Source organism: Microcoleus sp. EPA2, from assembly GCA_020882975.1.
Lineage (GTDB): Bacteria > Cyanobacteriota > Cyanobacteriia > Cyanobacteriales > Microcoleaceae > Microcoleus.
In genome coordinates, this window is sequence record JAHRFD010000004.1 from 130,430 (window position 1) to 153,335 (window position 22,906).

Sequence of the window (22,906 nt, forward strand, 5' to 3'; positions counted from 1 at the left end):
ATGAAATATAAAAATGGATTATTTAAAATGGAATAATTCAATCGCTGCTCATTTTTTCAAAAATGAAATGGCAGGGCGCAGCGTTCACCTGTATGTTACAGAGGAACTAATAGAACATATTGGTCAAGAAAGCGGTGCTAATTTTTCAGATTTTATTGAAGCTCTCAAAATCGGACTTCCTGGTGCAAAAAGGAAGGGTTTATGCGTAAAAGCTTGGGAAACTCAGGAAAATTGGCGGCGAGAGTTAGATTATCCGCCATACATTGGTTATTTAGCGCTATTTGTCTTAGCAGCCGGTATTGAAGGAGATTTTGCCACCCATTCTTACTATCCGCGCTTGCGAACATTACTTGGTGAAGAACCTACCACAGGCCAGTATCCTTCATTTGACAAGATGTGGAAACTCTGGGAAGATTTAGAAAAGTGGTCTCATGAAGATAAATCTGGCGAATTGGGTATCTTTAACAGCAGAAGTGTTGGGAAGAGAAATCACATTGGATTACCGATCGCCCAAACTCTTTTAACTGAAAAAGAGCGCCGCGCACTCCCTGCTATTTTTGCCGCTGCTGACTTAGATCCTATTTCATATCCCGCTGAGGGGGCGATCGCACGTTTGTTAGTCAAGCACGGGCGCAAACAACTGGGAAAACGGACTTTAAGCTTATTAGAAGAAACCAGCGACAGCAAAGAACTTCGCCAAGCATTGCTGGAATGGATTATTGATGAATTGCGCGGTTGGGATGGAACTGCTGAAGATTCAGGTAAAACGCAGATTTACGGACTGTTGAGATTGTGCTGCAAACTTGATTCAATTGCCAAACGCGCTACCATAAGCTTGCGTTGCAGTACCAAACACGAATTTCCTGAAGAGGATTTGCTGTTATTTATAGAAGACCATTCTCAAGTTTTTTCCTGTTACGAAGAGAGTGGGGTTTTGTCTTCACCTCTAATATCTGAGTCAGACGGAAAAACGGCTGCTGCTTCAGAGTTTGATTGGTTGCAAGGTTTGCAAGTGCGATCGGCTGACTCTAAATGGTGTTTTAAGCTGCCAGCATCGCCCATTCGAGTATTCGTTAATGGAGACACTCAGGGATTGCCAGGTATTGTGGAAGTGCGACAGTTGCCAACTCAACAGCCATTTTATTTAGCTGCACACGAACAGTGTTTAGAATTGCTGACAATATGGGGAGAATTGAGCTGTCAAGGCTTTGAAAAGTTGCAAATAATAGATGGTTTGCCCAGTGGGTGGCACTTGTTCAAAGCGCAGGCAGCTTGCAGTGACGAGCTGATTAAACAAGAATACCCAATCTTAGCTTTCCCGACTAATGTACGGCTAGAGTTAGCTGGGGGAATCCGCCTGGAAAGAGGCAATAAGTTCTTTAAGTTTGCCCCGCCAAAATTATTTTTACAAGGTGGTAGCGAATCAATAAAAGTATATTGCAATAATCAGCTATTAGATAGCAGAGACTCAGCAGGTAATTATGAATTGCCAGCCGATACTCCAGCAGAAACCAAGTTGCTAATTGAAGCACGCAGTGGAAATGATATTATCAAGCGCTGTTCTCTGTTATTGGTAGAAAACTATTCTTTGCCATCCCAAAGCAACGCGCAACAGTTCGATCGCTTCGGGGAACTCCACACCGGGGACAATGAAAGCGCAGGCGTTGCCGGTGCATTGGTGGGGGGCGTTGATTTCCCAGACTTTAATTTCAACACTTTTTTACCAATACAAGGAAAGCAGCGGATTTTCTATGTAGGTAAAGAACCAGGGCAAATAGCAATCTGCCCAGCGGAATCACTACCTACAGATTGGGAGCCTGTTTGGGCGATTTCCAAAGGTCGCCATCGCGGTCAAGCAATGTTTTGCGGTACCAATTTAATAGAGTCACAACCGTTGATGTCAAAGTGCAAAGACCGAAAGAAAATGCGGGAATGGAAAGAAATACTGTGGCACGATCGCAAGAAAATTTCCCCGCCCGATCGCTCCCACTTAAAAGCATTGTGGAAACAGTTTCAAAAGGAGGCAGAACGTGTCTGAAACTAACGAAAAACTGCTCTACGTTATTTCCGCAAAAAAGGAACTTGCTTGGCTATCCTTTAAGGAAACCTTTGATTATTTGTATAATCTTGAGACGGGTGTGAGGGAGGAAAATACAGACAAAGACGGAATTAAGAATAAAAGATATCAAGCAATTCGCGCCCTCGATTCTCTGGGTCATTGCGACTTTAATTTTAGCGACGATCGCAGCAAGAATAAGGTTTATGCTGCGAGTCCTGTATTGGTGCGATTGCCTTGTGCCGGCTTTCCTCAAGCCATTTTAGCAGGAGCGCGATCGCCCAATACTATCCAACAATTATCAGACGCTTGTCAGTCTGCGGGCGATCGCATCAACCTTGAAATCAAAGAACAAGCGAGTGAATTGGCGCTGATACCGAAGCGAGTGGCTGTACAAGCAGAGGATGTGAGGGAATTAGGGGCGATCGCATCTTCTCTGGGCATACCTTTTCTCGAAACGCCCTCAGCCTGGTCTTTGCTGCACTTTTCCGCCAGTATTGACGACTACTTAGCTACCCTCAAATCGTCTAACGATCTAGAATTGAGCTGGAAGCGCGAAACTTTTGAACCTAGTTCATTACAATTTAAAACCATCAAAGAAACAGACAGTAATATCCGCCTGGGCCGATACAATCATCCATCGCGAAACACCAAATCGTACTATCTTTGGCAAGAAGGAAGGGGTACGGAAATAGACCTTGATTGGGGAAGGTATGCCGTTCTCAAAGCACTGCGGCGGAATGTCCTAATCTATGACAAACGCAGATTCACTATGGCAGTACCGGCTAGCGCCAATCTGCCGCGACTCCTAGAAAGAGCCTTAACTCTTTGTTCCGGTTATGCAGCAACATACGTACAAAAATTGCCCCACGATCCGCAAATTCAGGGATTCAAGTTATTCTCCGCAATTCCCCCTCAAATAGCAGAAAAGACCGCAGCTAAATTAGGGCAAACACTCTTGCAGCAATCTTTAAATATAACATAGTGAGGTAATTTATGCACGACCCAATTAATGCTTTTAACACAATTCGCGACAACTTTTTGCTGTACATAAAAACAGCTTTCGGAACTCAATTCCCCGAAATAGAACAAGAACGCGAAAGACTGCTGCGCCAACCCGGTGCATTCCATCAAGAACCCTGGATTGAACTGATGCCCCGCTATCAAAAATCCGGTAAAACTATCAATGATTTAGATATTTCAAACGTACCAGGATTAGATGAATCTGCCCTTGAAGATTTTAGACAGCTTGCCTCCTGCGGACTTGTAGGCAATTACGAACTGTACAGCCACCAAATCGAAATGCTGCGGCAGGCATTAGCAGGTCAAAATGCTGTAGTAACTGCGGGTACTGGTTCAGGGAAAACAGAATCTTTTATGTTACCGCTATTTGCTTATCTTGCCAAAGAATCTAGAAATTGGAATGCTCCTAAACCAGAAGCAGAGCACCTTAACGACTGGTGGGAAAATAAGGATTGGCAGAACGAATGCAACCCATTGGTGAAGACAAAACGTAGTTTTAAGAAATCTTATCGCGTTCCTCAGAGAAGTCACGAAAACCGGGATGCTGCTGTTCGCGCCCTGATTTTATATCCCATGAATGCCTTAGTTGAAGACCAACTTACCAGGCTGCGTCGCGCTTTAGATTCTGAAGCAGCGCGAGAGTGGTTTCAAAATAATAGAAAAGGCAACCGAGTCTATTTTGGAAGATACAACGGCGTTACGCCCGTACCGGGGCATGAATACACAGAAAATCGTAAACCTAATGGCAAAAAAATAAAAGAACTGCTGGAAGCAATACAGCAAATGGAGGAATCAGCCGCGCGAGCGAGCGAACACGCAAGTCAAACTGGCGATGATGATGTGAGGTTCTTTTTCCCGCGTTTAGATGGGTCAGAAATGCGCTGTCGCTGGGATATGAAAGATGCCCCGCCAGATATTTTAATTACCAACTATTCTATGCTCAGTATCATGCTGATGCGCGATATCGATCGAGATATCTTTGAAAAAACTAAGGCATGGTTAAATAAAGATGGCAGCGTCTTTCATTTAATTGTTGACGAATTGCACTTATATCGTGGCACTTCCGGCACAGAAGTTGCTTATTTGCTACGACTTTTACTGCAACGCTTGGGGCTGCATCCAGGTCATCCAAAATTGCGGATTCTTGCCTCTAGTGCATCTCTGGAACCTGACGATCCAAAAAGCTTAGAATTTCTGAATCAATTCTTCGGTGTCGAATGGCATTCCCAACAGATTATACCCGGTCATTTAGAACCAATTCCGCCAATTGAGGGTCAAGATTTTCTGGAAGCCCAACCGTTCATCTCCTTGGCATCAGCACCAGAAATAAACAATATAGAAACGTTGTCGGAAACGCCTGCATACAGTGCTTGCCGCGAAATTGTGGAATCAGAAAGTGCGGCTATTGGCGCTAGAATGGTCGATGCTTGTAACGTTGATGACAAAATTCGTGCCGTATCGATCGCTGATTTTGGTCAAAAAATGTTTGGCAATGACTTAACAAATGAAAATCTCAAACTGGCAGTAAGAGGATTGCTTGTCGCTCGTGGGTTGTCCGACCAAACATCCTTGCCATCTTTCAGGCTGCACTGGTTTTTTAGGAATATCGAAGGACTTTGGGCTTGCACTAAACCGAATCACGGGTGCGAGGAAAAGGAAATTGGTGAAAATAGACCTGTCGGCAAACTATTTGTAGAAAATCCTCCCATACTTTGCGATAATTACCGAGTTTTAGAACTTCTTTACTGCGAACAGTGCAAAACTGTATTTTTTGGGGGAAACAGGCTGACAAGACAGAATAATGACGGATGGGAACTTTTGCCCACAGAACCAGATATTGAGGGAATTCCCGATCGCAAAACAGCCATAGCTTTAGATCGCCGCAAGTATCAAGAGTTTGCCGTATTTTGGCCTTTTAGAAATATTGATGAAGATGTTTGCAAAGGTTGGAAACAGCCATCGAGACAAGGTGAAGGTAGCGAGAAGGCTTGGTGGGATAAAGCATCGCTAGATACCCGCAGTGGTCGCGTTATTCTAGGAGATCCAGATTCCCTGGAGGAACAGTGGGTGAAAGGCTATTTGTTTCACTTGCGATCGCTCTCAGCAGAGAAGCAAGAATTTATTGGCTCGTTACCCTCAATTTGTCCATGCTGCGGTGCAGACTATAGGAAACGTAAGTTTCGCAAATCTTCAATTCGATGGTTCCGCACTGGTTTTTCTAAAGTTAGCCAATTACTTTCCAAAGAACTGTTTTATCAGCTACCGTTCGATGCAGAATCCCGCAAATTAGTCGTGTTTTCTGATAGTCGTGAAGATGCAGCTTCTATCTCGAATGGAATTGAGCGAGTTCACTATGACGACCTGGTACGAGAAGCACTTTTTGATGAACTTGGACAACTTGCTATAGGAAAATCGCACCTGTTAGAAGATATTCAACAATACGGTCAGCCTACTCGTTCTGAAGCCCAGTTATTTGCTCAACGTAACCCAAAAGTTTTTGAAGAGTTACAAAAAGCTATTAAAAATGTTAACAAAACCTGGCCAGAAGGTCTTGATTCAGAAGATAGGGAAATGTATCAAAATCGGCGAAATCAGGCTCAGAAGGTACTCAACGAAATTCAACAAATAGTTAATACCCGCACAGTTCCTCTCTGCATAATGTTTGAACCAGACAGTGAAGATCCTGACAATAAAGATCCTGGTTTGCTCATACAGCGATTGAAAGTGTTGGGAGTCAATCCTGCTGGTAATGATGTCGATTACCAGGAATTTAATTATGATAGTGACTGGCATCATTGGACAAAATTGTTTGATTTTTCCTCTGATACCGCAGGATGGAAATCTAAATTGTCTCCTGGCGCACAGGAAAGGCGAGAAAACAAACTTCGCTCTAAAGTTAAATCTGAGGTCTGCGACACACTTTTTAGTCGCCTATACTTTGGGATTGAAGCATCGGGTCTGGGTTATGTTCGCCTGAATTTACCGCCAAATCAATTAGAACAGCTAGCAATCCAATGCGGACTTTCACCCTCAGTATTTGAGAGCATTTGTGATGGCAGTTTGCGAATTTTAGGTGAATTGTACAGGTATCCGCAAGAACCTAAAGATTATCCGCTGGATGACTGGAAAGACTGGGGTGATGCGCGATCAAAATTTCGGAAATATATTAAAGAGTGTGCAAAAGCTTGCGGAATTTCAGAACAGGAGTTGCAGCAGGCATTGAAATCTGCTATTTGTGAATGCGGTCAGCACCACCACTTTAAACTTAATCCCCGGCATTTATCTGTACGAGTTGCTGTGTCCGATGACCCGGTGTGGCAGTGCGAGTTTTGCCAGCGCCCTCACCTACACCGTGCCGGAGGTATTTGTACTAATACTAATTGTTTGGCAAATTTATCAGCGGAACCTAATAAAATATGTGCTGATTTGTACGATCGCAATTATTTCTCCACCCAAGCTGTAAATAAGCGTCAACCATTGCGGTTGCACTGCGAAGAGTTGACCGGACAAACGGACGATCAAGCTGAGAGACAGCGACATTTTCGCAACATCATCGTGAATTTTGGCGAACAAAAAAGAGATTTTATCCCAGCGGTAGATATCATCGATATTTTGAACGTCACTACCACAATGGAGGTGGGAATTGATATTGGCAGTTTAATGGCTGTGGTGATGGCAAATATGCCGCCGATGCGCTTTAATTACCAGCAGCGTGCGGGTCGCGGGGGTCGCCGGGGCCAGGCTTTTGCGATCGTACTTACTCTTTGTCGGGGTCGATCGCACGATGAATTTTATTACCGCCATCCTGAAAAAATTACGGGCGATCCGCCGCCGGTTCCTTTTCTTTCTATGCCACAGGTTGAGATCGTGCAGCGCCTCCTAGCTAAAGAATGTTTGAGACGCGCATTTAAAGATATTGGTGTCACCTGCTGGGAGGTAGAAAAAAAGCCCGACAGTCACGGTGAATTTGGGACGCTTAAAAAGTGGAAGGAAACCCAAGAACGCCGCGAACAAGTTCGTAATTGGTTAGAGAAATCAAAGGAAGTCACCGAGATCGTAAATTCTCTGTTAGTTGGCGTTGAAGGAATCGATCAAAACCAGTTTGAAGAGTATGCACGTCAGGATTTGTTTAATAAGATTGATGAGTGTGCCAAGAACTTAGAATTGACGGTGGATGGCTTAGCCGAACGCCTTGCTGAGGGCGGGGTTTTGCCGATGTACGGGATGCCCTCAAGAGTGCGTGATTTGTATCATCACGATCCGTCCCGAAAACAAAAAGTTCCTACTATCGATCGAGATTTAGATTTAGCTGTCTCTGAATTTGCCCCCGGTTCAGAAAAAACTAAAGACAAGCGGATTTATACTGCGATCGGGTTTACAGCATCGTTAATTCCCGACACTAAAAACGGGTTGGTTCCTGCTGGCGAACCTCTGAGCGATCGCCAATGGATGTTGAGGTGTCAGCGGTGCCAACATACGGACACAAATGATGCAAAATTTGAACATATAATCTGTCCAGAATGCGGTGCAAATGAGGAACAAGGATTTCGAGTTTTTCAGTGGGCTGTCCCTTTAGCTTTCCGTACCAGCCTCACTCCTGGGGCGGATGCTAAAGATGAATACGATGCGTTAATCACAGGTGCAGCCAGCGTAGCAGAATCACAACCTCAAAAGTTTGACTTAGTACATAATACAAATACTCAGACAGCTTTTTCTGAATCAGGCCGCGTTTTTCGGGTGAATGATAATCGAGGACAGCTATTTAAAGGAGCAATAGGAAATGCAACATTTGGGCGCGGTGATAAAGTATTAACAGATCAGTGGATTGATGAGCGATTTCAGAATACAAATAATGGGGTGAAGTTTAAACGGCAGGGCGAGTCAGAAAAAATCGCCATTGTTGCCCCAAAAACTACTGGCGTACTGCGAATTAAACCTGCTGCTGTACCGGATGGATTGTGCCTCGATCCTGTTGCACGCGGTTCCGCCGTCAAAGCTGCTTTCTACTCAGCCGCTTTTATGGTTCGTGCTGTAGCAGCACAGGAGTTAGACATCGATCCTGAAGAGTTAGACGTGAGCGGTTTGCGACAGGCTGAATTAGACGATATTGGGGAAAAAGTAGGAGAAATTGTAATTAGCGATCGGCTTGCAAATGGTTCTGGCTTCACCTACTGGCTAGCTAATCACTGGGAAGACATCCTTTTAGACAAAATTCTGAATTCTCAAAATAGCTTTGCTGAGGCGATAATGTCACCAGAACACCGCCAAAAATGCGACTCTTCTTGTTACGATTGCTTGCAGCAGTACCGTAATATGAACTATCACGGTTTGCTGGATTGGCGTTTGGGGCTTTCCTTGCTGAGGGGATTAGCCAGCAGCAATTTTCAATGCGGACTGGATGGGGATTTTTCTACTCCAGACTTAGAAAATTGGGTATTGAAAGCAACTGCTTTGCGCGATACATTTTGTGCATCGTTTAGTTGTTCCGGGCAACAGTTCGGCCCTCTACCGGGTTTGACTGTGGGGGATATAACTGTTATTATCGTTCATCCTTTGTGGAACATAGATTGCCGTCAAGGCTTATTGAATGAAGCGAATGAAGCCGCTGCTACAGTGGCAGAAGCTGATCGCATTCGATACCTAGATACTTTCAATCTCCTGCGGCGTCCAAGTTGGTGCTATCAGTCACTGGGTGATTAAAGCGAATATTCCAATTATATCAAATCCTCTCTTCATCGGAATAGTAAATTCGAGTTCACTATTCACTGTTCACTGTTCACTGTCAACCGTCAACCGTCAACTGTCAACATCACCTGACGGTGTAACCGGAAATGATATTATTTGGCTCATCTCCGTTTCCAATTCCAACAAACAAGGCGATCGCACTCGATCGCCTTATCTCAAATCACAAAAATTGCCATTTGTCAATAGCCAGTAGCTATTTTTTTTTCCGTTTAGCCTCATCTAACCGTCTGCGATCGCGCCACTCAACCGCAGTCAAATAGGCAACCCCGCCCGTAACCATCAGCAGCAGTAAAAAGGCGACTACAACCAGAACATTAGCAATAGAAAATTCCACAACCCCTCCGACAAACTTCTACTTCACATTAAACCTCTGCCAAAATTACTCTGAAACAGGCCTCAACAGCCTGTTCAAGACAAGCTTTTTAGGAGAAGTCTATTTTAGATTTTAGATCAACTTAGGTTAATTGCTTCTACATCCTGTACTGGGGAGCGAAACTGTGGGATCGGGCATCGAACCGGGGTTAGTTGTTATTTGTGATTAGTGATGAACACCAAAAAATAACAACTAACAGTTAACAGTTAACTAATGAGTTCAAATCGCTGGCAACTCTGACAAAATTGTAAACCTCACATGATTAATTGCCAGACTCCCCACAGAAACATTCTCTTTGTTCACAGGAAGACCATCACTCGTCAGACTTTGAAAGCGAATTCCCTTGCCAATTTCGACGTGGTACCAAGCTAAACCCATAAAAAAGCGTAAAGGATAAGGCCCTCTTTCTTGGATGTCATCAGGATTTGATTCCATAGGTACCCAGCCAAAGCCCGGAATGTAAAACTCTAGCCAAACGTGATTGAAATCTGGTTCCAGTGGCAAACCTTTTCTGTCAGCAAAAGCCGGACACTTGTACCGTCCAATTGTGCGACAAGCAATACCATTTAACCGGGCTAAAGCCAACAAAACTCCCACGTATTCGCCACAGGAACCAATACCACGGCGCAGCACAATATCCGGTGTGTCGATATGTGGTCTAATTCCGTAAGCAAGTTGGTCATAAACAAAATTACGAATGCTCAGTAATTTTCTGAGAATGTTTGTTTCTGATCCAATAGCAGCCGTTGCAGCCGATCGCACAATCTCCGTATCCATCGCCAAATTATCGTTATCCACCAAATACTTAGCTTCAAACTCCGGCGACAGTTTAGGAATCTTTTCCACATCCCTAGGCGACAATTGATACTTAATTGCTCGAACTTCCAACAAAGCCTTCCAGCCAAAAATTCGCCGTTCTCCAGCATGAAGCCGATCGAACTTAAACACAGCTACCCGTTCCCCCTCCTGAATTTCCTCAGTAAAAGGCATCCCGATCGGGGTAATTTGCCTCACCTTTTGCCGATGAGTTTCCGAAGGTAAAGCAATCCGCCACTCCAAATTATCAATTGCTACCTCCTCCAGGGGAGACAGTTCCTCGACATAGGACATTTCCATCAAAAAACCGTTGGAAAGAGCGTAGCCTTCGGCTTGATTGTAGTGAAAATACAAAGGGTGAATAAAAGTGCGATCGCGCTTAGTCAACTGAAAAGGGTCTGCCGAATTCGGGTCATCCCGGATGTAAAGTTCATCTCCAGCATAGGCCACATAAAGAACCTCTTCCCCAGTTGCCGCATCCTGATGAAAAGCCAAGCCCGAAGGATTTTCAAAGGGTGTCAAAACACTAAATTTAACATCCCCATTTGCCCGTTCTAAACAGTAAACAGTTTGCTCAGTCTTGTCGCAAACCCAAAGTTCTTCATCCCGCACAGTAATATTTTCTACCCCAATACCAGGAGCGTAAAATCGAGTAATTTCCCGCCCTGTATTGCAGTCAAAAACTAGAATATAGCCTAGTCTCTGACAGGTAACATAAAGTGTAGATTTCCACACAGCAATCCCGTCAGCAGGATAAGAAAGGGAAACAAAATGTTCCGGTTTGAGTTCCCCGACTTTTCCATCCCGAATGGCACCGCGACAGCAACAAATATCCTCATCCCTTGCAAACCAAAGGGTATCTTCCCAGATAGCCAGGCCAGTTGCACCGGCAAACTTAGCTGTTTGACAAGGATTTAAAACGGTAGTGTTGTCAGTTTCTCGATCGATTTCCAATAGTAGCCCTTCTGTCCGATCGACAGCGAACAATCTATTTCCTAAAAATGTAATGCCGTGCAGTGCGTAGACTCCGATGGGTCTGACCATCCGCAGCCGCGAAGGCTGTTGGTCACAGAGAATTGGTGAATCGAGATTCATGCTAAATATATTGCCGATACTTTACAGAAAACCAAAACAGAAAACTAAATTTGTTACTGGTAGCCAAACTCCGAGAGTCCATCTGCAAAATTGCTGACTTGGAGGAGGCCCAATTGCCATCAAAGCGATCGGACTCTGAGAGTTCCACTCCTGTTTAGTGGTACCGCAGAGTCAGTTAAATTTTGGTTGAGCTCAGATGATGCCTGATATCAGATTTAACTCCCTCAACTCAACCTGTTGTGATGAATCCAACTCAGTATAAATACTAAGCTACCATGGTCGATCGCCACACAGGATTATATATGTGTCAGATCCTCAAAATTAATAGTATCTACCTGAAGATATAAATTAAGTACAACAGATTACTATATCTACACAAACTTTGGGTAGAATAAAATCATACGATAAAGTTCCTAGGTTTATCAGAAGGCTGGTCAATCATGGCTTGGACAAAGTGTCATCTAAATACCGTGGCCCTTTCCTTAATTCTGTCTTTGGAGGCAGTTGCCACCGTTAATTTCTCCATACCAGCAAACGCTCTTAACACTCGCACAAACAGCGTCAGTCGCCCTGAGAGACAATATCTACCCTTACAGTGGCAAACAGTTCAATTTTCCTCCCAAACCGGAACTAGACTCAACAGCCAGTCCATAGGAATGACTTGGAATAATTTTCAACCACCGGAACAGGGAGTACCTGGGCGGCGGGAAGGCGGAGGAACACGGGGCTCAAATTGTCCTTCTTCCACCACAGCCTTGATTCCCAAATCAACTATGGGGCGAACCCTTTCACCCAAACCGACTTTTTTCTACTATGTTCCCGTAGCTGTGGACAAAAAAGTCGAATTTGAGTTGGCTGACGAAAAAGACAAAACAATTTACAAAAAAAGTTTTCACATGGTAACTAGCCGTGCTGGTATCGTTAATGTGAGCCTTGCCAAAGACAGCACTTCGCCAGTCTTGGAAGTGGGCAAAAACTATCATTGGTACTTTTCGATCAAATGCAACCCCCAAAACTCTCAAGAGGATGTTCTCGTTTCCGGGTGGATCAACCGTACTGCACTGGCCCCAAGCTTGAAAACCGAGTTGGAGCGATCGTCCGGGCACGATCGTCTCAGCATTTTTACCCAACAAGGTATCTGGTACGAATACCTCGCAACTCTAGCCCAACTCCGGCTCTCCTCTCCCAGCGATGCCCACTTAGCACTCCAATGGTCAGAAATGTTGAGTTCGGTAGAATTAGGCACAATTTCCCAAGCACCATTAGTCCCAACTAATTTAAATTTTGAAAAGCCAAAATAAACCCAACTTTTTGTTGACAAGGTGAAACTTGTAGAACTCTCAAACAAGTCGTGACTGTGAGTTGCTAGATTGGAGTGAAATCTGAGCAGTTGCCCAAAATTTGCGCAACGCTATATTCTACTAGAGTCTCCTCCCCAAGCACCTAAAGCCACTGACAAGATTTTAGGTGTGGACTTGGGGGTAAAAAGTGAGAACAGATATTTCAGTAATGTCTTCTTCAAAGATAGGCTGGTGCGATCTAGCAGCAAACAAAGTTATTTAACAGCAACAATTAATTATGCGCCGCACTGTCAATATTGTTATGTTTCGGGTTGGGGCCTCACTGCTAGGTGCAGTCTCAATGATTCCCTCCTATGCCCATCCAGCTAGATCCCAAACTGCCGATATTTCTCAGTGGCCCGCCATAGATTCCTACTCACAGCATAGGACACAGGCACCAGCTCGGTTAGTAGAAAACATACAAAATCTAGGTTCTACCATTCAAAAAAATGTTGATGATGATATATTATTGCCCGCCCTAAAACCACAAATTGACAATAATTTATCGCTCCTAAATCAGCGAAATTTTAATTTTTTAGCCCAGAATTCACCGACAGAGCCCAGAAATCTGCCAGCGCCACCGACAGGGGCAGATCCAAATCGCGATCGCTTTTTGCAACCCACACAGCCACCTTCCCCAGAACCTCCCCCAGCACCGCCACAAATTCAGCCACCATCACCACAACCACTTCCCCAGCCACTACCTTCGGATCTGATTCAAGTTCAAAAAATTCAAGTAGTTGGGAGTACGATTTTAAACGCCGACGAAATTAAAGCCTTAGTCAATCCCTTAGAGGGGCGTTCTGCCACCCTAGAACAACTCAAGCAGGTCGCCGACAAAATTACTGAAATTTACCTGAATCGAGGCTACATCACCTCCAGAGCGGTCTTACCGCCCCAAACTATCACCGCAGGGGTAGTCCAGATTCAAGTGATCGAAGGCAAACTCAGCAAAATTGAGGTCGAAGGAACTAAAAGATTGCATCCAGCTTACATCCGCAGCCGGATTAGACTCGGTGCCGGAATGCCTTTAAGCACAGCTTCCTTAGAAGACCAACTGCGCCTGCTGCGAGTCGATCCTTTATTTGACAATGTAGAAGCTAGACTGCGGGCGGGTGATAATGAGGGGGAGAGCATTCTCATCGTTCGCGTCTCGGAAGCTAATCCGTTTCTAGCTAGTGTGAGTATTGACAATTACTCGCCTCCCAGCGTCGGTTCTGAAAGATTGGGGGTGAGTTTACGCCACCGGAATATAACTGGAAATGGCGATGAACTGGCGGGTGCTTATTACCGCTCGATCGGCGATTCAGACGTATTTGATTTTAGCTACCGCATCCCGCTGAATGCGATGAATGGTACTTTGCAACTGAGGGCTGCACCGAATCGGAATAGTATCGTGCAAGCACCTTTTGACGCTTTTGATATATCGGGAAAATCCCATTTATTTGAAGTTAGCTATCGCCAGCCCTTAGTGCGATCGCCCATCGAAGAATTTGCCTTATCTGGGGGTTTAACTTATCAAACAGGCCGCACTTTCGTGGAGGGGAAACCGACTCCTTTTGGTATCGGCCCGGACTCCAACGGTGTCAGCACCACGACAGCAATTAAACTGGGACAAGACTACGTTCGGCGCGATCCCCAAGGTGCCTGGGCCCTGCGATCGCAATTTACGATCGGCACTAGCTTGCTTGATGCCACCAGCAACGAAGGTTCTGTACCCGATGGGCAATTTTTGAGTTGGCTAGGTCAAGTGCAGCGCGTACAGCGATTGAACAACCAACATTTATTAATTGTGCAAGCAGACTTGCAGTTATCAGCTAATAGTTTGTTATCTTCCCAGCAATTTGTAATTGGTGGAGGACAATCTTTGCGAGGCTATCGCCAAAATGTCCGTTCGGGCGATAATGGCGTTCGATTTTCTATTGAGGATAGGATTACTTTAAAGAGAGATGCTTCGGGTCTGCCGAAACTTCAATTAGCACCATTTTTTGATGCTGGGACAGTGTGGAATGTTGCCAATAATCCTAATAAATTAACCAATCAGACATTTTTAGCTGGTTTAGGTTTGGGTGTACTTTGGGAACCGATACCGCGAGTGAATGTCCGCTTAGAATACGCTTTGCCTTTGGTGAGAATTAGCGATCGCGGAGACAATCTTCAAGATTCAGGGATTTACTTCAACATCATTTATACACCCTGATGGGCAGGGCTGTAACATTGCTATTGTAGAGGCAGCGCATAGTGGCTGCCCCAATCCCTGAAACACATCCAAAATCCTGGATGATATCAATTCCGGTTGTATCGTCAGGTGATTTAACCGCGAAGGCGCGTTCCCCGCAGGGGTTCCCGTAGGGTAGGGCGCGAAGGAAGACAAGAGAGGATTTTATATGAGGAGGGCCGACAAAGAAAGGCACGGCCCCTGAACAATCATCGTTTGTAGGTTTAACAGAGCGGATTCTGCCTTGAATTTCAATCGCCGACTTCCTCGACAACCGAATTAACAGGTTGAGTTTCCAGCCAGAGTTTGAGTAACAAGAACTCCGCACGATCGCCCAGAACAGTCACAAACACCCCATCAGCGTCCTCAGACTCTGTTCCAATCCATGTACCGCGCAAACTTACTTCTACATATTCAGCATCAGCAACACAAAGGGCGATCGTACCACTGCCGTCGGCGCGCACTTCAGATTCTAGCAAAGACAGCGCTGGTAAATTTGCCGGCAGCAAAAACGCCGCAGTGCTCGGTTCGACGCTAATGCTTTGACCAACTCGCATAGCCAGCACAACTCGCAGCGCCACCAACTGTTCGGGAGATTGAGCCAAACGCTCTAGGTTAAAGCCCGTTTCAGTGTAAGTCAACTTCAGCATATTGACAGCCTTAAAATTTGGAATTGAAAATTTGAAATCGGGAATCGGGAACCCCCCTGACCCCCCTAGCCCATTGCCCTATTCACCTATTTGATGTTCGTGCCAAAACATTTCAGCAAAAGCAACAGTAGGGTGCATGGGCGCCTTTGGCTTAGCCCGCAGAGGCATTCCAGCTTCTATGGGAGTTCGATCGCCCTTACGAGAATTACAGGCTTCGCAAGCAGCCACCACGTTGTCCCAGGTATGCAAACCACCCTTGGAGCGAGGCATCACATGGTCCAGGGTCAAACGCTTGTTATTACCACAGTATTGGCAACAATGACCATCCCGGCGCAAGACTTCCCGGCGATTCACCGGAGGCACTTTCCAAAGACGTTCTCTGTCTGCCAAAGTTAAACGGATGTGTTCGGGTACATGAATCGCTGTGCTGGGCGATCGCACCAACCAGCCATTGCCCGTAGTAAAATCGAGAGGTTCAGCTTTGCCTGTGACTAAAAGTACGATCGCCCGTTTGATGTTGACACGGCTCATCGGCAGATAATTTTTAGAAAACACCACTACAGATTGCCTTAATACATCAGTTGCTACAGTCATGGCTTGCTTCTCCTCATCAATTTTGGATGTTGGATTGGGATATGAGATTTATCGCCACCATTGGCGAAATCTCATTTCTGGCTAGTTCCCGAAGTCAGTCAATTTAAGATTTGAGACATCATATCAATTCCGGTTGTATCGTCAGGTGATTTAACCGCGAAGGCGCTTATGACGCGAAGTTCGAGAAGAGAGAGTTTAATACAGGACGATGAAGAGAGGATTTGATATCAGGGAATCTGTCACATTTTCCATCAAAAGCCCCCGCTTCTCTTAGTGGAAAGCGGGGGCTAGAAAAACTGCTAAAGGCAAATTTTCATCCTATCCTGGTACTGTCGTTTAGCAGTACCTCCCGCTTCGCACATTTCCCTGTGGCTGTGCCACTTCCAGACCGTCTCGGCCTAGGTCGTGATGATTAATTTCTGCAACTTGTCCTAATCCAATATAACTGCCTTTAAACAGGCTCTCCATGGCCCATGACGTTGCAATAACTCTCACAAATCCGGTTCTGAGGTGGACTCGTGAGGATTTTGCACGATCGCAAGGGCGATCGAACTTGGGTTGACAGGTGGAGTAGGTGGGGAGAAATTTCACAGAAGGCGGAAAGTCCTAAGAGAAGTTTCAATCTAGCTGTAAACATACTACACTGATATTACAGATATGTCCACCCCGTCACGGAGAAAAAAATATGCATACCCTACCTAGAACTTCAACCACCGAAATGGAAGTTACCAGCATTCGACTGGAGAGGGATCTCAAAGAAAGACTCAAAGAACTGGCAGGAAATCAAGGCTATCAAGCGTTGATTCGAGATTTGCTCTGGAATTACGTGCAGCAGAAATCTGGAGATTATCGCCAGATGTTTTCGCAATCGGATATTCGAGCCAGCATTGATGCCACAGCACAGCAGGAGGAGCGCTGCGCCCTTACAGGAAAATTGATCCGACCCAATGAGCCGATGTTATTAGGACTGACCACCCACGGCGAGATGGTACCCTTAAGTACAGGTAGTTTGGCTGGATAGACCAGTTTATCGAGAAATTTCACAAATTTTGGTAGGGGCAATCCCACACCCGGTTGCCCCTGCACAGTCATGGAGAATGGAGAATTGGTTCAATAAATAGTCAGGTTGGCAGAAACCGGCTTTTTTAGGGAAAAACAGAATCTGAGCCTTCAACTAGGAGTAAACAACCCGGTTTCTTTGATATTTATATGTAAGTCCTATTAAAAAAAGCTGATGCAAATTCAAATAATCCTGAAAACGCGGTATTTAAAGTCGATCGCGCTAATGACACTGATGAGTGGATGTGCAGCCACTCCATCCCCCGAACTTTCATCTCCCACTCCTGTAACCGCAGCTTCGCCATCGCCGATTAAAGTCGATCGACCATTAATAGTCTCTGCCGAAAATCCGCCCACCACCACAAACAGCAAAATCCAACAGTACCTCAACAACTTAACATCCCAAGGATTTGCCAAAGAAAACCAAGGCATTTGGATACAATCCGGCAACACCTTACTAGCAAATCATCAAGGCACAACACCTCTGCCCGCCGCTTCAATTACCAAAGTAGCAACATCCCTCGCAGCCCTACAAAAATTCGGACCAGAACATGAATTTATCACCTTAATTGGCACCACCGGAAATATCGAAAACGGCGTATTAAAAGGCGACTTAATTATCCAAGGAAGCCAAGATCCATTTTTTGTGTGGGAAGAGGCGATCGCCCTAGGAAACACCTTAAATCAAAAAGGCATCAAACGAGTAACCGGCAACCTGATCATCGCCGATAAATTTTACATGAACTTTGAATCAAACCCCCAGAAATCAGGAGAATTACTCAAAGAAGGATTGAACAGCCAAATCTGGTCTGCCGAACCAGCAGCCCAATATCAAACACTGCCTCCCAATACCCCCAAACCGCAAGTAACAATTGAGGGCACTGTCAAAGTTTTGCCCGCAGTCCCCGACAGCCTAAAACCCTTAGTTAAACATTATTCTTTGCCCCTAGCTGAACTCATCAAAAAAATGAACCAGTACAGCAACAATTTGATGGCAGATATGTTAGCCGATAGTGTCGGTGGCGCAAAAATTGTCGCCCAACAAGCAGCAGCAGCAACAGGAGTTCCCCCCGCAGAAATTCAACTTGTCAACGGTTCCGGCTTAAGCGAAGACAACCGGATTTCACCTCGCGCCGCCTGCGGTTTATTTTTAGCATTAGAACGCTATCTTCAACCTTATAATATGACAGTGGCCGATGTATTAACCGTAGTCGGAAAAGACAAAGGGATACTTTCAGAACGACCCTTGCCAAAACTAGCAGTAATCAAATCAGGAACATTGGATAATGTCAGTGCTTTAGGCGGAGCATTACCAACCCAGAAACAACAAACAGTCTGGTTTGTGATTATGAATGGAGGCACTAATGTCGAGGTATTGCGCACTCAGCAAGAAGTATTGTTAAAAAGCTTTTTGAGTGAATGGGGAGCAGTTGCAGCCTCACCGCCCGAATTAACAGTAAATCCTGCGAGAAATAGTAAAGTATCTCGTAGCGAAATTGTCAATTGACATCAAATTTGAGCATTCAACAGCGAACACCATCATAGCGCGAAGCAAGAACAACATCTTAATCTATCTCTTCTCTCTCTTCCTTCGCGTTCTTAGCGCCTTCGCGGTTCGTTTAATCTAACTCCATTTTGCCTAGGATCGATCGCCCTATCGCGCGAAGAAAGAACAACATCTTAATCTATCTCTTCTCTCTCTTCCTTCGCGTTCTTAGCGCCTTCGCGGTTCGTTTAATCTGACTCCATTTTGCCTAGGATCGATCGCCCTAGCCACCACAATCCCGATCGCACTTTCCACCCGACCAATATATCGATGTAAGTCATAGGCCACCACCACCTGTCCCGCCGGCGAAGCATGAATCAAACCCAGATTCCCGTCCGCATTTCGATAAACCAAGCCAGTATGGGTGACATCCAATCCTTTCACATCCGTAGCTACCGCCACAATATCCCCTGGTTTTAAATCAGAATAAATATTTTTAATCTGATTTTTTGGGATGTAATTAACTGTAGATTTAGCCAAATCAGTTTCAATGTTAACAATGCACTGATAAGTAGCTTCATCCTGCCGCATTTGGGGATAACTGCTGCGGTGCTGACTCATAAAATTGAGTTTTTTATCCAGGGGTACTCCTCCCAACTTGGCTGTGATATTTTCTACATTTGCGCGTTTTTGATTGTCATTGATCCATTCCGAAAAATAGTGCAACCGGCTGCAATAACCGTTCATTTTACCGTTTAAATAGCGCTGAGACTCAATCCTATTTACAAAATTTGGATAATCGTAATCTTGGGCGGCCACACCCCGTGCGATCGCCAGTACAGTTTCGACAAATAAGACGCAATCAAACTTGTCTAAAGTGATGACTAATTTTTCGGTCCCGGATTTATCTAACAAACCCTCAGCGTAGGGTTGACCGAGAAAATAATTGCCGATCGCCTGTACAATTTCTCCCATGGGGCGATCGGACAAATTTTGTTGTTTTGCATACTTTACAACCCGCTCAAAACGTGATACGTCTTCAGGATGTGCAACGGTTTCTGTAGTAATATGATTCGCATCAGGTTGTCTGACCAACAAGTCAAGCAATTGAGTGTAGGAAATTTGGGATAAATTATTGAGTTCCCAAAACCAACTACTGCTACTGAAAATAGTTGGCTGGTTTGTTACCTCCAGTTTTGGGCTTGCTTCTGTAAACTGTGGCGACACATCCGCGTTGCGTCTGGATGTTTGTAGATGGACAATAGGTTCAGCAGCAGCAGATTGGGGGACAAATACCACAACCGCAGGTATCAAAGAATTAGTAACGCCAACTATTGTTAATCCCAAAACAGCCAGCCCCCAAAAATTTCTCATATTTTTCAATGGATGTTGCTTCAACGGAGTGCTATCCTGAGATTTTTACAATTGCCCGAAGTATAAATCAGCCCATAAAACATTTAAAAGGGGCAAAAACTGAGTCGATCGACACAGTTGTCATTTAGAGGCCGCCTCATTATACACTGATCCTGCGAGTTTGATACCACACCACTGTAATGCAAGTAGACCGACGCCGCCGCCCCATCTCCCCCAGACGCCCAACCACCAAAGGACGCACCAGCCCAGGACGCCCAACTAATCAGCGTCTAGTCAACTCCCGTCGCCGACGGAGAACGACTTGGGCTCGTTTAAAATATCGCAATATTCTGTATTTAATTCTAGGGGCGATCGCCATCGGTTGGATCGTCACACTACCATTTAGAGGTCGTCGTCCCATGGAACCGCCTGTAATCTCACCTCAAGAGACGATCGCACCACCAACAACTTCCACACCAGAAAATGTACTAGAATCAAATTCTGATACTAGCTTCACCTATAATATCAAAACACCGCCCAATCCAGTTTATTCTCAAGAATTGCAAGTTATTGTTGATGAAGCAGTGCAGATTGCGGCCTCCAAAGGATTACCCATAGAACCACTATCAATTAGCTTGCTGGATGTCAGCAATTCCCAAGCCCACACCTTCGCCGGATATCAAAATCAAACCCTGAGATTTCCCGCTAGCGTGGCTAAATTATTTTGGATGGCTGCCTTTTACTCCGCCATGGAAAAAGGCAGAATCGCCGAAAAAGAATCGGCTTTTACTTCGGATTTAGAACAAATGATTCGTGTTTCCAACAACGACGCAGCCAGCCGGATTTTAGACAAGATTACGGATACAGAATCCGGGGGGAAACTAACAGGAGAACCCTGGGAAAATTGGCTCACAAAAAGGAATCAAATTAATACATTTTTTCAGTCATCTGGTTATGAAAATATTAGTTTGACCACCAAAAATTATCCGATATATTATTTAAAGCAAGAACAGCCTACAGGTCGGGAATTGCAGTTGCAAAGAGACCGGGATCGGCCCATTCGGAATCAAGTAACTACCGATCAAGGAGCCAGATTAATGTATGAAATTTATACCAGACAAGCTGTTTCCAGCATCGCCAGCCGCAAAATGGCTTACTTGCTGACGCGAGATTTAGACCCCAAGGCTTGGAAAAATGACCCTAGTAACTCGATACAGGGATTTCTTGGGGAATCTTTGCCAACTAATATTTATTTTGGTTCTAAAGTGGGTTATACTTCCAAGTGTCGCAGCGAAGTGGCGTTTGTCAGGACTTTAGACGATCGAGCGATTTATATCTTAGTGGTTTTCGCTGACGACCCGGCCTATGCCAAGGACGAAACCATATTTCCGGCAATTTCGCGCTCGATTTTCGATCGCCTCAATGCTCGTAATCCTCAAAAATAATATTCAGCAATAAAATCATTGTAGGGTAGGCATGGTGTCTACCCTTGAAAAGTTATGTACTTTTCATACTGATTCTTTATTGTTTGTTGACACTCACTCGGCCTGAAGGCGCGAGGATTCTTAAGATGTTTCCAACTTAATATCCCTGTTTCCAGGGTTCCCAAACTCCTCACGTTTGCTCAATCGAGCGTGAGGATATCTTTTGGGCGTTTAGGCGCTAACGCCAGGTTTCGCGGAGTCCCCGCGTACCAAATTCAAAGCTCGATCGCGAATAGTTTTTGCTGCACCGATATCGGCGTGTTCGTGGTATCCGCATTCAGTGCAGATGAACTTTTCGCCGTCTCGATTAGACTTATCGATATGACCGCAGTTTCGGCATTCTTGGCTGGAGTGTTTGGGATTAATTTTAATTGCGACCTTTCCTTGCTTTGCAGCCAGATACTCGATCTTCAAAATTAATTCGCCCCAACTGGCATCAGAAATAGAACGGTTTAGCCCCTTCTTTCTTGATTGCCCATTTTTCAGGAATCTACCTGTTTTTTCGTCAATCTTTACTCTACACCGACGCATCATGCCGGAAATATTCAAGTCTTCCAGGGCAATCGCGTCAACGCGACGGGAAACTATTTTATTAGCAACTTTCCATTGGTAAGCTTGGCGTTTATCGCTAATTTTCTGATGAAAAAGCCCTAGTTTTTTAGCCGCTTTCTTGCGGTTATTGCTCCCTTTTGCTTTTCTAGTAACCCGCCTCTGCCTGATTTTTAAAGTGCGTTTAGTTTTTTTGGTGGTTGAGAACTTGGGATTTTCAATTTGATCGCCATCTGAGAGATGGACTAATTTCGTAATTCCCATATCGCAGCCAATGACTTTAACGACACCCTTAAGAGGTTTTGTCGTGTAATCAGGGATAGACTTATCCTCGATACGGATAGATACATACCAGCCATTTTGTCGCCTCCTCACCGCACAAGCTTTAATGGTAAAACTACCAGAAATTGGGCGCGATTTATGAAAACGCATCCAACCCAACTTTGGCAAGTAAATTTTATTACCCTGTATTTTTACCCCCATCACAAAAGTGAAAGAAGTAAAGTTACTGCGGTTTTTAAATTTAGGAAAACCACGCCCCTCAAAGAAATTTTTGTAGGCAGTGTCTAACCGTTTGACGTTCTGCTGTAGAACTGTTGAATCTATCCCTGCAAACCAGGGTCTAGCTGCTTTCAGTTCGGGCAAAGCGGTGATTTGAATGTCACCTGGGTTGCGTCGAGGGTTTTTGACTTTCCCCTCTTTATCTGTTTTGCTTGTTTTCCAAGGCTCTCCGGTTGCACCGTTTTTACTGACACAACTGGTCAAGGGGCAGGCTTCACTTTTTGTCCTAATGTCGCAATAGTTACCTTGAATGAACTGTTGACTATATTGAGTGATTCTGTCACTGAGACACCAGTTGAAATGGCTTCGTAACATATCGACCCAATTGGACATTTTTAAAGTCTGTGTTTGATTTGGGCGCAACTTGTATACATAGTTTGTTAACAAGTTTAACTCCTCCTTTTTGAGCTACTGTTAGTATATTGTAGGACAACGTTCTATCTGATGTTGTCACATATCTTTATGGAAAAGATTCAATGTTTTTACTTCTGCTAACAAAGCCGT

Annotated in this window: 14 protein-coding genes; 8 read left to right on the top strand and 6 right to left on the bottom strand. The window is 44.8% G+C overall.

The annotated features are described in order from the left end of the window. Positions 1 to 13: 13 nt before the first annotated feature. Genes AAFP14_RS06340 through AAFP14_RS06350 form a run of 3 tightly spaced genes read left to right on the top strand, consistent with a single transcriptional unit; the run spans position 14 to position 8,779 of the window. Positions 14 to 2,038, top strand: coding sequence for a hypothetical protein (locus tag AAFP14_RS06340; protein ID WP_341731446.1), 2,025 nt, complete (start codon positions 14 to 16; stop codon positions 2,036 to 2,038). Next, complete coding sequence (locus AAFP14_RS06345) at positions 2,031 to 3,041, top strand: hypothetical protein (RefSeq protein WP_341731447.1); 1,011 nt, start codon at positions 2,031 to 2,033, stop codon at positions 3,039 to 3,041. The genes AAFP14_RS06340 and AAFP14_RS06345 overlap by 8 nt, the downstream gene beginning before the upstream one ends. Before the next feature lie 11 nt (positions 3,042 to 3,052). Beyond that, positions 3,053 to 8,779 carry a DEAD/DEAH box helicase gene (locus tag AAFP14_RS06350; protein WP_341731448.1) on the top strand — a complete coding sequence of 1,909 codons (5,727 nt, stop codon included), beginning with the start codon at positions 3,053 to 3,055 and terminating at the stop codon, positions 8,777 to 8,779. Positions 8,780 to 9,017: 238 nt separating this feature from the next. Here the strand turns inward: AAFP14_RS06350 and AAFP14_RS06355 are convergent, their stop codons facing one another. Then, the gene (locus tag AAFP14_RS06355; RefSeq protein ID WP_341731449.1) at positions 9,018 to 9,158 is read right to left on the bottom strand and encodes a hypothetical protein; all 141 of its coding nucleotides are present in this window, start codon (positions 9,156 to 9,158) and stop codon (positions 9,018 to 9,020) included. A gap of 258 nt (positions 9,159 to 9,416) precedes the next feature. Beyond that, the gene (locus AAFP14_RS06360; protein WP_341731450.1) at positions 9,417 to 11,108 is read right to left on the bottom strand and encodes a transglutaminase domain-containing protein; all 1,692 of its coding nucleotides are present in this window, start codon (positions 11,106 to 11,108) and stop codon (positions 9,417 to 9,419) included. Between the two features lie 440 nt (positions 11,109 to 11,548). On the opposite strand from AAFP14_RS06360, the gene AAFP14_RS06365 reads away from it, so the two are divergent. Both AAFP14_RS06365 and AAFP14_RS06370 read left to right on the top strand, forming a co-directional pair. Continuing rightward, complete coding sequence (locus AAFP14_RS06365; RefSeq protein ID WP_341731451.1) at positions 11,549 to 12,409, top strand: DUF928 domain-containing protein; 861 nt, start codon at positions 11,549 to 11,551, stop codon at positions 12,407 to 12,409. Positions 12,410 to 12,749: 340 nt separating this feature from the next. Continuing rightward, on the top strand, positions 12,750 to 14,648 hold the full coding sequence (locus AAFP14_RS06370) for a ShlB/FhaC/HecB family hemolysin secretion/activation protein (protein WP_341731452.1): 1,899 nt from the start codon (positions 12,750 to 12,752) through the stop codon (positions 14,646 to 14,648). Positions 14,649 to 14,917: 269 nt separating this feature from the next. On the opposite strand, the gene AAFP14_RS06375 is transcribed toward AAFP14_RS06370, so the two are convergent. After that, positions 14,918 to 15,316, bottom strand: coding sequence for an alr0857 family protein (locus AAFP14_RS06375; protein WP_341731453.1), 399 nt, complete (start codon positions 15,314 to 15,316; stop codon positions 14,918 to 14,920). A gap of 78 nt (positions 15,317 to 15,394) precedes the next feature. After that, positions 15,395 to 15,910, bottom strand: a complete 516-nt coding sequence (locus AAFP14_RS06380; protein ID WP_341731454.1) for an HNH endonuclease — start codon at positions 15,908 to 15,910, stop codon at positions 15,395 to 15,397. Positions 15,911 to 16,595: 685 nt separating this feature from the next. Here AAFP14_RS06380 and AAFP14_RS06385 point away from each other — a divergent pair. Continuing rightward, entirely contained in the window at positions 16,596 to 16,931 is a 336-nt protein-coding gene (locus AAFP14_RS06385; RefSeq protein ID WP_341731455.1) for a ribbon-helix-helix domain-containing protein, read from the top strand. 213 nt (positions 16,932 to 17,144) lie between these two features. After that, the gene (locus AAFP14_RS06390; RefSeq protein ID WP_341731456.1) at positions 17,145 to 18,476 is read left to right on the top strand and encodes a D-alanyl-D-alanine carboxypeptidase; all 1,332 of its coding nucleotides are present in this window, start codon (positions 17,145 to 17,147) and stop codon (positions 18,474 to 18,476) included. A 207-nt stretch (positions 18,477 to 18,683) separates the two neighbouring features. Here AAFP14_RS06390 and AAFP14_RS06395 read toward each other — a convergent pair whose 3' ends face one another. Then, a complete protein-coding gene (locus AAFP14_RS06395; protein ID WP_341731457.1) occupies positions 18,684 to 19,829 on the bottom strand; it encodes an N-acetylmuramoyl-L-alanine amidase-like domain-containing protein in 1,146 nt (381 codons plus the stop codon). Between the two features lie 179 nt (positions 19,830 to 20,008). Between AAFP14_RS06395 and AAFP14_RS06400 the strand changes: the two genes are divergently transcribed. Continuing rightward, positions 20,009 to 21,253: a serine hydrolase gene (locus AAFP14_RS06400; protein ID WP_341731458.1), complete on the top strand. Its 1,245-nt coding sequence runs from the start codon at positions 20,009 to 20,011 to the stop codon at positions 21,251 to 21,253. A gap of 210 nt (positions 21,254 to 21,463) precedes the next feature. Here AAFP14_RS06400 and AAFP14_RS06405 read toward each other — a convergent pair whose 3' ends face one another. Next, positions 21,464 to 22,789, bottom strand: coding sequence for an RNA-guided endonuclease InsQ/TnpB family protein (locus AAFP14_RS06405; protein ID WP_333294112.1), 1,326 nt, complete (start codon positions 22,787 to 22,789; stop codon positions 21,464 to 21,466). Between the last annotated feature and the right edge of the window lie 117 nt (positions 22,790 to 22,906).

Coding starts and splice junctions, on each gene's coding strand:
- AAFP14_RS06340 (WP_341731446.1), top strand. CDS start 14: ATGGATTATTTAAAATGGAATAATTCAATCGCTGCTCATTTTTTCAAA.
- AAFP14_RS06350 (WP_341731448.1), top strand. CDS start 3,053: ATGCACGACCCAATTAATGCTTTTAACACAATTCGCGACAACTTTTTG.
- AAFP14_RS06360 (WP_341731450.1), bottom strand. CDS start 11,108: ATGAATCTCGATTCACCAATTCTCTGTGACCAACAGCCTTCGCGGCTG.
- AAFP14_RS06365 (WP_341731451.1), top strand. CDS start 11,549: ATGGCTTGGACAAAGTGTCATCTAAATACCGTGGCCCTTTCCTTAATT.
- AAFP14_RS06370 (WP_341731452.1), top strand. CDS start 12,750: ATGATTCCCTCCTATGCCCATCCAGCTAGATCCCAAACTGCCGATATT.
- AAFP14_RS06375 (WP_341731453.1), bottom strand. CDS start 15,316: ATGCTGAAGTTGACTTACACTGAAACGGGCTTTAACCTAGAGCGTTTG.
- AAFP14_RS06380 (WP_341731454.1), bottom strand. CDS start 15,910: ATGACTGTAGCAACTGATGTATTAAGGCAATCTGTAGTGGTGTTTTCT.
- AAFP14_RS06385 (WP_341731455.1), top strand. CDS start 16,596: ATGCATACCCTACCTAGAACTTCAACCACCGAAATGGAAGTTACCAGC.
- AAFP14_RS06390 (WP_341731456.1), top strand. CDS start 17,145: ATGCAAATTCAAATAATCCTGAAAACGCGGTATTTAAAGTCGATCGCG.
- AAFP14_RS06395 (WP_341731457.1), bottom strand. CDS start 19,829: ATGAGAAATTTTTGGGGGCTGGCTGTTTTGGGATTAACAATAGTTGGC.
- AAFP14_RS06400 (WP_341731458.1), top strand. CDS start 20,009: ATGCAAGTAGACCGACGCCGCCGCCCCATCTCCCCCAGACGCCCAACC.